The 7,399-nt window shown below is 72.3% G+C and carries 9 protein-coding genes; 7 read left to right on the top strand and 2 right to left on the bottom strand.

Features of this window, described 5'->3' with window-relative positions:
* Positions 1 to 73 precede the first annotated feature (73 nt).
* Positions 74 to 1,006, bottom strand: coding sequence for a 3-oxoacyl-ACP reductase (locus tag QOZ88_RS04510; protein ID WP_305998592.1), 933 nt, complete (start codon positions 1,004 to 1,006; stop codon positions 74 to 76).
* Positions 1,007 to 1,283: 277 nt separating this feature from the next.
* Between QOZ88_RS04510 and QOZ88_RS04505 the strand changes: the two genes are divergently transcribed.
* From QOZ88_RS04505 to QOZ88_RS04495, 3 genes are read left to right on the top strand one after another with little or no spacing between them, the layout of a single operon-like run.
* The gene (locus QOZ88_RS04505) at positions 1,284 to 2,444 is read left to right on the top strand and encodes a steroid 3-ketoacyl-CoA thiolase (RefSeq protein WP_305998591.1); all 1,161 of its coding nucleotides are present in this window, start codon (positions 1,284 to 1,286) and stop codon (positions 2,442 to 2,444) included.
* A 4-nt stretch (positions 2,445 to 2,448) separates the two neighbouring features.
* Positions 2,449 to 3,321: a MaoC/PaaZ C-terminal domain-containing protein gene (locus QOZ88_RS04500; RefSeq protein ID WP_305998590.1), complete on the top strand. Its 873-nt coding sequence runs from the start codon at positions 2,449 to 2,451 to the stop codon at positions 3,319 to 3,321.
* Positions 3,318 to 3,953 carry a PaaI family thioesterase gene (locus QOZ88_RS04495; RefSeq protein ID WP_305998589.1) on the top strand — a complete coding sequence of 212 codons (636 nt, stop codon included), beginning with the start codon at positions 3,318 to 3,320 and terminating at the stop codon, positions 3,951 to 3,953. The genes QOZ88_RS04500 and QOZ88_RS04495 overlap by 4 nt, the downstream gene beginning before the upstream one ends.
* 20 nt (positions 3,954 to 3,973) lie before the next feature.
* Here QOZ88_RS04495 and QOZ88_RS04490 read toward each other — a convergent pair whose 3' ends face one another.
* Entirely contained in the window at positions 3,974 to 4,591 is a 618-nt protein-coding gene (locus QOZ88_RS04490) for a TetR/AcrR family transcriptional regulator (RefSeq protein WP_305998588.1), read from the bottom strand.
* A gap of 137 nt (positions 4,592 to 4,728) precedes the next feature.
* Here QOZ88_RS04490 and QOZ88_RS04485 point away from each other — a divergent pair, with 137 nt between their 5' ends.
* From QOZ88_RS04485 to QOZ88_RS04470, 4 genes are read left to right on the top strand one after another with little or no spacing between them, the layout of a single operon-like run.
* A complete protein-coding gene (locus QOZ88_RS04485; protein ID WP_305998587.1) occupies positions 4,729 to 5,325 on the top strand; it encodes an FAS1-like dehydratase domain-containing protein in 597 nt (198 codons plus the stop codon).
* A complete protein-coding gene (locus tag QOZ88_RS04480) occupies positions 5,322 to 5,759 on the top strand; it encodes a Zn-ribbon domain-containing OB-fold protein (protein ID WP_305998586.1) in 438 nt (145 codons plus the stop codon). The genes QOZ88_RS04485 and QOZ88_RS04480 overlap by 4 nt, the downstream gene beginning before the upstream one ends.
* Positions 5,756 to 6,199 (top strand): hotdog family protein, encoded by a 444-nt coding sequence (locus QOZ88_RS04475; RefSeq protein ID WP_305998585.1) that lies wholly within the window; start codon positions 5,756 to 5,758, stop codon positions 6,197 to 6,199. The genes QOZ88_RS04480 and QOZ88_RS04475 overlap by 4 nt, the downstream gene beginning before the upstream one ends.
* Positions 6,196 to 7,380, top strand: a complete 1,185-nt coding sequence (locus tag QOZ88_RS04470; RefSeq protein WP_305998584.1) for a lipid-transfer protein — start codon at positions 6,196 to 6,198, stop codon at positions 7,378 to 7,380. Before QOZ88_RS04475 ends, QOZ88_RS04470 begins: the two co-directional genes overlap by 4 nt.
* Positions 7,381 to 7,399 lie beyond the last annotated feature (19 nt).

Below are 7,399 nucleotides of genomic sequence, written 5' to 3'. Positions count from 1 at the left end.
CCCCGGCCCGCCCCGAGCCGCGGCGTGGCCCCCCGCCGCCGCCGGCGGCCGGGCCCCTTCCGGTAGATCGGGGTCAGCGGGAGGCGGCCACGTTCTGGACGCCGGTGGTGTCCAGCCGGGCGATGTCGTAGGCGGAGAAGGTCTGCTGCGGGCTGCGACCGGTGAAGTACCCGGTCAGCTGCTCGTCGAGCTCCTCGACGGTGAACGTGCCGTCGGCAGCGGTGAACTTCTTCTCCACGGTGGGCGGGGCCAGCAGAGCCACGAAGTCGCCGTAGACGACGAAGACCTGACCGCTGATGCCCTGCGAGGCGGGAGAGGCGAGGTAGCCGACCAGCGTGCCGACCCGCTCGGGCGCGAGGATGTCCAGCCCGTCGCTGGTGGCCGCCTCGGCGAAGACGCCGTCGGTCATGCCGGTGCGCGCCCGCGGACAGATCGCATTGGCGGTGACGCCGTAGCGGGACAGCCCCTGGGAGGTGGAGAGGGTGAGCGCGACGATCCCGGCCTTGGCCGCGGAGTAGTTGGCCTGACCGGCCGACCCGAAGAGGAACGCCTCGGACGCGGTGTTGACCACCCGTCCGTACACCGGGCCGCCGGTGGCCTTGGACGCCTGCCGCCAGTGCACCGCGGCGGCGCGTGACACCGAGGCGTGGCCCTTCAGGTGCACCCGGATGACGTCGTCCCACTGCTGCTCGGACAGGTTGAACAGCATGGTGTCGCGGGTGATCCCGGCGTTGTTGACGACGATGTCCAGGCTGCCGAAGGAGTCGACGGCGGCCTGCACCAACTGCTCGCCCAGGCTCCAGTCGCCGACGTCGCCGGTCACCGCGACGGCCTTGCGGCCGAGCGCCTCGACCTCTGCGACGACGTCGTGCGCCGCCGAGCCGACATCATTGACGACGACGTTCGCGCCGCGGGCGGCCAGGGCGAGCACCTCCGCGCGGCCGAGACCCGCGCCGGCCCCCGTGACGACGGCCGTGCGGCCCTCCAGGCTGGTCGTTTCGTTCACCGGGCTGCTCCTCTTCCAGCGGCCACCGACAGGTGCGGCCGCCGCACGTGACGGACGTTCGACTGCGCCCGCCGGGCGGGCTGCCGGCGGAGCGTAGGGCGCTTTCGGAGCCACGTGTCCTGCGTCGTTCCGCTGGCTGGGATGGGCGCGGAGCCGGAACCCGAGGCCGGGCCGCCGCGTGCCGGTGGCCGGGACGGGACCGTTGCACCCGGTGAGAATTCATTCTAGTTTGGGACCGAGTCGGACAACCGCGCACGAGCAACCCCAGGAGAACGTCATGGCCGAGGCCGTCATCGTCGACGCCGTCCGTACGCCCGTCGGCCGTCGGCGCGGTGCCCTGTCGGGGGTGCACCCGGCCGAGCTGCTCGGCATCGCGCAGAAAGCGTTGGTCGGGCGCAACGGCCTCGACCCGGCGATCGTCGGGCAGGTCGTCGGTGGCTGCGTGACGCAGGCGGGGGAGCAGTCCAACAACGTCACCCGCAACGCCTGGCTCTACGCCGGTCTGCCCTACTCCGCCGCCTGCACCAGCATCGACTGCGCGTGCGGCTCCTCGCAGCAGGCGGTGCACCTGGTCGCCGGGCTCATCGCTGCGGGCACCATCGACGTCGGCATCGGCTGCGGCGTCGAGGCCATGAGCCGGGTGTTCCTCGGTTCCGCGCTGGCGCCGGGCACCGGCAGCCCGGGTCCCGAGGGCTGGACCCTCGACATGCCCGACCAGTTCACCGCCGCCGAGCGGATCGCAGCGAAGCGCGGGATCACCCGCGAGCAGGCCGATGCGCTCGGTCTCGCCTCGCAGCAGAAGGCCGCCCGCGCCTGGGCCGAGGACCGCTTCGCCGGCCAGATCGTCCCGGTGACCGCTCCGGTCATGGGGGAGGAGGGGCCGACCGGCGAGACCGCCGTCGTCACCCGTGACCAGGGGCTGCGCGAGACCACCGCCGAGAAGCTGTCGTCGCTGAAGCCGGTGCTGCCCGATGGCATCCACACCGCCGGGAACTCCTCGCAGATCAGTGACGGCGCTGCCGCGGTGCTGCTCATGAGCGAGGACCGCGCACGAGCACTGGGGCTGCGACCGCGCGCGCGGATCATCGCCTCCGGCATGGTCGGCTCCGACCCCTACTACCACCTGGACGGGCCGGTCGAGGCCACCGCGCACGTGCTCGACCGCGCCGGCATGAAGCTCGACGACATCGATCTCGTCGAGATCAACGAGGCGTTCGCCTCGGTCGTGCTCTCCTGGGCGCAGGTCCACGGTGCCGACATGGACAAGGTGAACGTCAACGGCGGCGCCATCGCGCTGGGTCACGCGGTCGGCTCGACCGGCGCTCGGCTGATCACGCAGGCGGTCGCCGAGCTCGAGCGCGCGGACAGGTCGACCGCGCTGGTCACCATGTGCGCCGGCGGGGCCCACTCGACGGCCACCATCCTCGAGCGGATCTGACGCGGTGCCCATCGATCTGGACAAGGCGTTCTCGGCCGAGCCGAGCGTCCGCGAGGCCCGCTGGACGACCCGCGACGTGCTGCTCTACCACCTCAGCCTCGGCGCCGGGAGGCGTGCGGACACCGATCCCGAGCTGCGGTACACCTTCGAGCGGGAGCTGCAGGTCCTCCCGACGTTCGCCATGGTCGCCGGTCAGGGCGTCTCGGCCGGTGAGCTGCCGCCGATGGCGATGTCCATGCCCGGTGTCGACATCGACCTGCGCCGGATCCTGCACGGCGGGCAGTCGCTCACGGTGCACCGGCCGATCCCCGCGTCGGGCACGGCCACCGTGAGCTCGCGCGTGGCGAACGTCTGGGACAAGGGCAAGGCCGCGGTGATCGAGCTGGAGCAGGCGGCGGTCGCCGCGGACGGCGCCCCGTTGTGGACGACGACCATGCAGATCTGGGCCCGTGGCGAGGGCGGTTTCGGCGGGGAGCCGGGCCCCGAGGTGGCCGGGTCGCAGCCCGACCGCGCGCCCGACGTGGTCCTGGACTCCGTGACGACGCCGCAGACGGCGCTGCTCTACCGGCTCAACGGCGACCTCAACCCGCTGCACGCCGATCCGTCGTTCGCCGCGCAAGCCGGTTTCGAGCGGCCCATCCTGCACGGCCTGGCGTCCTTCGGGCTGGTGGCGAAGGCGCTGGTCGACGGGCTGCTCGACGGGGACGCCACCCGGCTGACCGGTCTGTCGGTGCGCTTCGCCGGCTCGCTGCACCCCGGGCAGTCCATCCGGACCAGTGTCTGGCGGGACGGGAACGACGTCCTGCTGACGTCGGTGTGCCCGGAGCGCGACGGTGCCCCGGTGCTCACGCACGCGACCGCCTCGGTGCGGTCGTGAGCCCGGAGGCGGCCGCCCGGGAGCGGCCGCGGCTCACCGCCACGCCGGACAACGCCGGGGTGGACGCCGCGGTCGCGGCGGCCCGCCGGGTGGTCGCGGCGCTGCTGCACACCGGTGGCAACAGCGCCGCGGAGATGCAGGACGTGGCGGCCCGTCTCGACGCCGTCGCCGATCACCTCGAGCAGCACGCCCCGCCCATGGCAGACCGGATGGTCGACATGTGGGCCGGCGAAGGGGTCACCCGGCACGACCCGGTGACCGGGCCCGAGAACGCCATCGCCCCGCCGCTGGCGTTGGCCGGCCGCGACGACGGCGCCATCGAGGGCACCACGGTGCTGGGCCTGCCCTACCAGGGGCCGCCCGGCTTCGTGCACGGTGGGGTCTCCGCCTTGCTGCTCGACCACACCCTCGGCGTGGCCAACCACTGGGCCGGGCCGTCGGGGATGACGGCCGAGCTGACGCTGCGCTACCACCGGACCACGCCGTTGTTCCAGCCGCTGACGGTCACCGCCCGCCAGGTGTCGGTGGACGGGCGCAAGATCCGGACCGAGGGCACCATCACCGCCGGCGGCGAAATCTGCGTCAGCGCGGCGGGGTTGTTCATCGCCAAGCAGGTGCCCCGCCCGCAGTGAGGAGTGGCCTGCCGGGTCGGTCAGCCGGCGGGCCGGCGCAGGCCGTGGAAGAAGAGGTCGACCAGCAGGTCGGCGAACTCCGTGGTGGAGAAGTCCTTCCGGTTCGGCCAGTGCATGGTCGCCCAGAGCGTGTCGCGCAGAGCGCGGTAGAAGACCTCGGGCGGCACGTCCCCGCGGAAGGTCCCGTCGGCGATCCCCGCCTCCAGCGCTTCCAGCCAGTAGGTCCGCACGGCGCGGGATGCGCTGTCGACCAGTTCGAGCAGGCCGCGCTCGCGCAGGTACTGGCGGTCGTTCTGGTACATCGCCGTCGGATGCGGGTGCTCCTCGATCACGGCGAGCGTCTCGTGCACCAGCCGGCGCACCGTCTCCTCGGGTGTGCCGGCTCGCCGCGCGACCTCTGCGAAGCGGTGCTGGATGTCCTCCATGAAGGCTCTCAGCACCTCGCCCACGATGGCGTCCTTGGACGGGAAGTGGTGGTACAGGCTGCCGGACAGCAGGCCAGCGGCCTCGCCGATGTCCCGGACCGTCGTCGTGGCCACACCACGAGTCGCGAACAGCTCCGCCGAGCGCGCCAGGATGGCGGCGCGCCTGTCCCCGGGCGCCTGAACGCCGTCGTCTTGCGGTCCGTTGTCGGCCACCGCCAGTCCCTCCCGTGCCGTCCGCTCCCGGGCGGCCGGCGTGTGCGCCGGTCCCGCGGAGTGGGACTCAGGCGGCCTGTCATTCCTGCTGCGACTAGCGTACCAAGCGCTTGCTAGTTTTTGCGGAAGGGGACGGTGTGACGGTAGGGAACACCACGGAGGCGCATGCCGGCCTGGCCGAGCAGCTGGCCGGCTTCGTCGGTCTGGAGGCCGAGCCGCCGCGCGTGGCACGGTACGCGGTCAACGAGGCGATGGTCCGCAACTGGGTCGAGGCGCACGACGACCGCAACCCCGTCTACGTGGACGACGCCCGGGCTCGCCAGACCGGTCGGCAGGGGGTGGTCTGCCCACCGGCGATGATCTCCACCTGGGTCATGGCCGGCTATCGGCGGTGGCGGGAGGTCCACCGGCTGCGGAGCGAGGGGGTCGTCGAGGACTTCGCGTACTCGCGGCTGCTGAACCTGCTCGACCGAGCGGGCTACACCTCGGTGGTCGCCACCAACGTGGAGCAGGAATACCACCGCGAGCTGCACCCGGGCGACCACGTGAGCGCGCACTTCACGATCGAGTCGATCTCGCCGGTCAAGCGCACGGCGCTCGGCGAGGGCTGCTTCCTCACCCTGCACAAGAAGTACGTGGACCAGGCCGGCGACCTCCTCGTGGAGGAGCGGTTCCGGCTGCTTCGTTTCAAGCCCAAGGCCGCGGAGCCGGCGGCCGGGGAGGACAACGCATGAGCGACCGCAGTCAGGACGGCCCGCGCACCTCCGTGCCGCGGTTGATCGTCACCCAGGACAACGAGTTCTGGTTCACCGCCGCGCGCGAGGGGCGACTGGAGATCCAGCGCTGCGGTGAGTGCCGGACGCTGCGCCACCCGCCCGCGCCGTCGTGCCCGCGGTGCCGCTCCATCGTGTGGGACACCGTCGAATCCAGCCGCCGCGCCACCCTGCACAGCTACACGGTCATCCACCACCCCCCGGACCCGGCGTTCGAGTACCCGCTGGCCGTCGGGCTTGTGGACCTGGAGGAGGGCACCCGGCTGGTCGCCGACATCGCCGGGATCCCGCACGAGGAGCTGGCGCCGGGCATGGAGCTCGAGGTGGGCTTCGCGGAGCACGCGCACGGCGACGTCCTCCCGCAGCTGCGCCGTCCCTCGGGAGGTGCCGCGTGAGCGAGCTTGCGAGCGCACCCGGGGACACGGTGAGCTTTCCCGACTCCCGCGTGGGGGGGCGGCTGCCCGCCCTGGACCTGCCGCTGGACCGGACGACGATCGTGGCGACCGCGATCGCCTCGCAGGACTTCGAGGACGTGCACCACGACCCGGGCAAGGCCCAGGAGCGCGGCACTCCCGACATCTTCATGAGCATCAACTCGACCAACGGCTTCATCGACCGCTACGTCACCGACTGGTCCGGGCCGGCGGCCCGCATCACCCGCGTCGCGCTGCGGCTGGGGGTCCCGAACTTCCCCGGCGACACCATGCGCCTCACCGGTGAGGTCACCGGCGTCGACGGTGACGCCGTGATGCTCCGGGTTCTCGGTTCGAACGACCGCGGCGTGCACGTGACCGCCGAGGTGACGCTGGTCCCGACAGGAGGGAACGCACGATGACCGACGGTGGGTTCAGCGGCAAGGCCGCGATCGCCGGCATCGGCGCCACCGAGTTCTCCAAGAACTCCGGGCGCAGCGAGTGGCGGCTGGCCTGCGAGAGCGTGCTCGCCGCCCTCGACGACGCCCAGATCGGCGTCGAGGAGGTGGACGGGTTCGCGCTGTTCACCATGGAGACCAACCCGGAGATCGCCGTCGCGCGCGCGCTCGGCATCCCGGAGCTGACCTTCTTCAGCCGTATCCCGCACGGCGGCGGTGGCGCCTGCGCGCCCGTGCAGCAGGCCGCGCTGGCCGTGGCCAGCGGCGTCGCCGACGTGGTCGTCGTCTACCGCGCCTTCAACGAGCGCTCGGGGCACCGCTTCGGCGCCGGCCCGCCGCCGTTCGCGTACACGGCCAACACCGATCAGGAGTACCGCAACTGGATCAACCCCTACGGGCTGCTGACCCCGGCCCAGCAGGAGGCATTCCTGGCGCGGCTCTACATGGAGAGGTACGGCGCCACCAGTGCCGACTTCGGCCAGATCTCGGTGCTGTCCCGCAAGCACGCGGCGAGCAACCCCAGGGCCTGGTTCCACGGGCGGCCGATCACCCTGGAGGAGCACCAGAACTCCCGGATGATCGCCGACCCGCTGCGGCTGCTGGACTGCTGCCAGGAGAGCGACGGGGGCCAGGCGCTGGTCATCGTCAGCACCGAACGGGCCCGGGACCTGCCGCACCCGCCGGCGGTGATCTCCGCCGCGGCCCAGGGCGTGGGTCCGCAGCAGATCTCGATGAGCAGCTACTACCGCGAGGACATCGACCGGATGCCCGAGGTGGAGCTGGTGGCGCGGCAGATGTGGCGCCAGGCCGGGATCGGGCCCGACCAGGTGGACGCGGCGATCCTCTACGACGCGTTCACGCCCATGGTGCTGCTGCAGCTGGAGGAGTACGGCTTCTGCGGCCGCGGCGAGGCGAAGGACTTCATCGCCGAGGGCAACCTCGAGCTCGACGGCCGGCTGCCGGTCAACACCCACGGGGGCCAGCTCGGCGAGGGCTACATCCACGGCGTCAACGGCATCGCCGAGGGCGTCCGGCTGGTGCGCGGCACCTCGGTCAACCAGCCGGCCAAGGCGATCGACACCGTGCTGGTGACGGGTGGCTCACCGGTGCCGCACAGCGCCCTCGTCCTGACCGCCGACCACTGACCCATCCCAAGGAGTTCTG

Origin of the sequence: Blastococcus carthaginiensis, assembly GCF_030731085.1 — a bacterium.
Lineage (GTDB): Bacteria > Actinomycetota > Actinomycetes > Mycobacteriales > Geodermatophilaceae > Blastococcus > Blastococcus carthaginiensis.
Note: the sequence above shows the minus strand (reverse complement) of the source record. Positions and strands in the feature narration are given on the sequence as shown.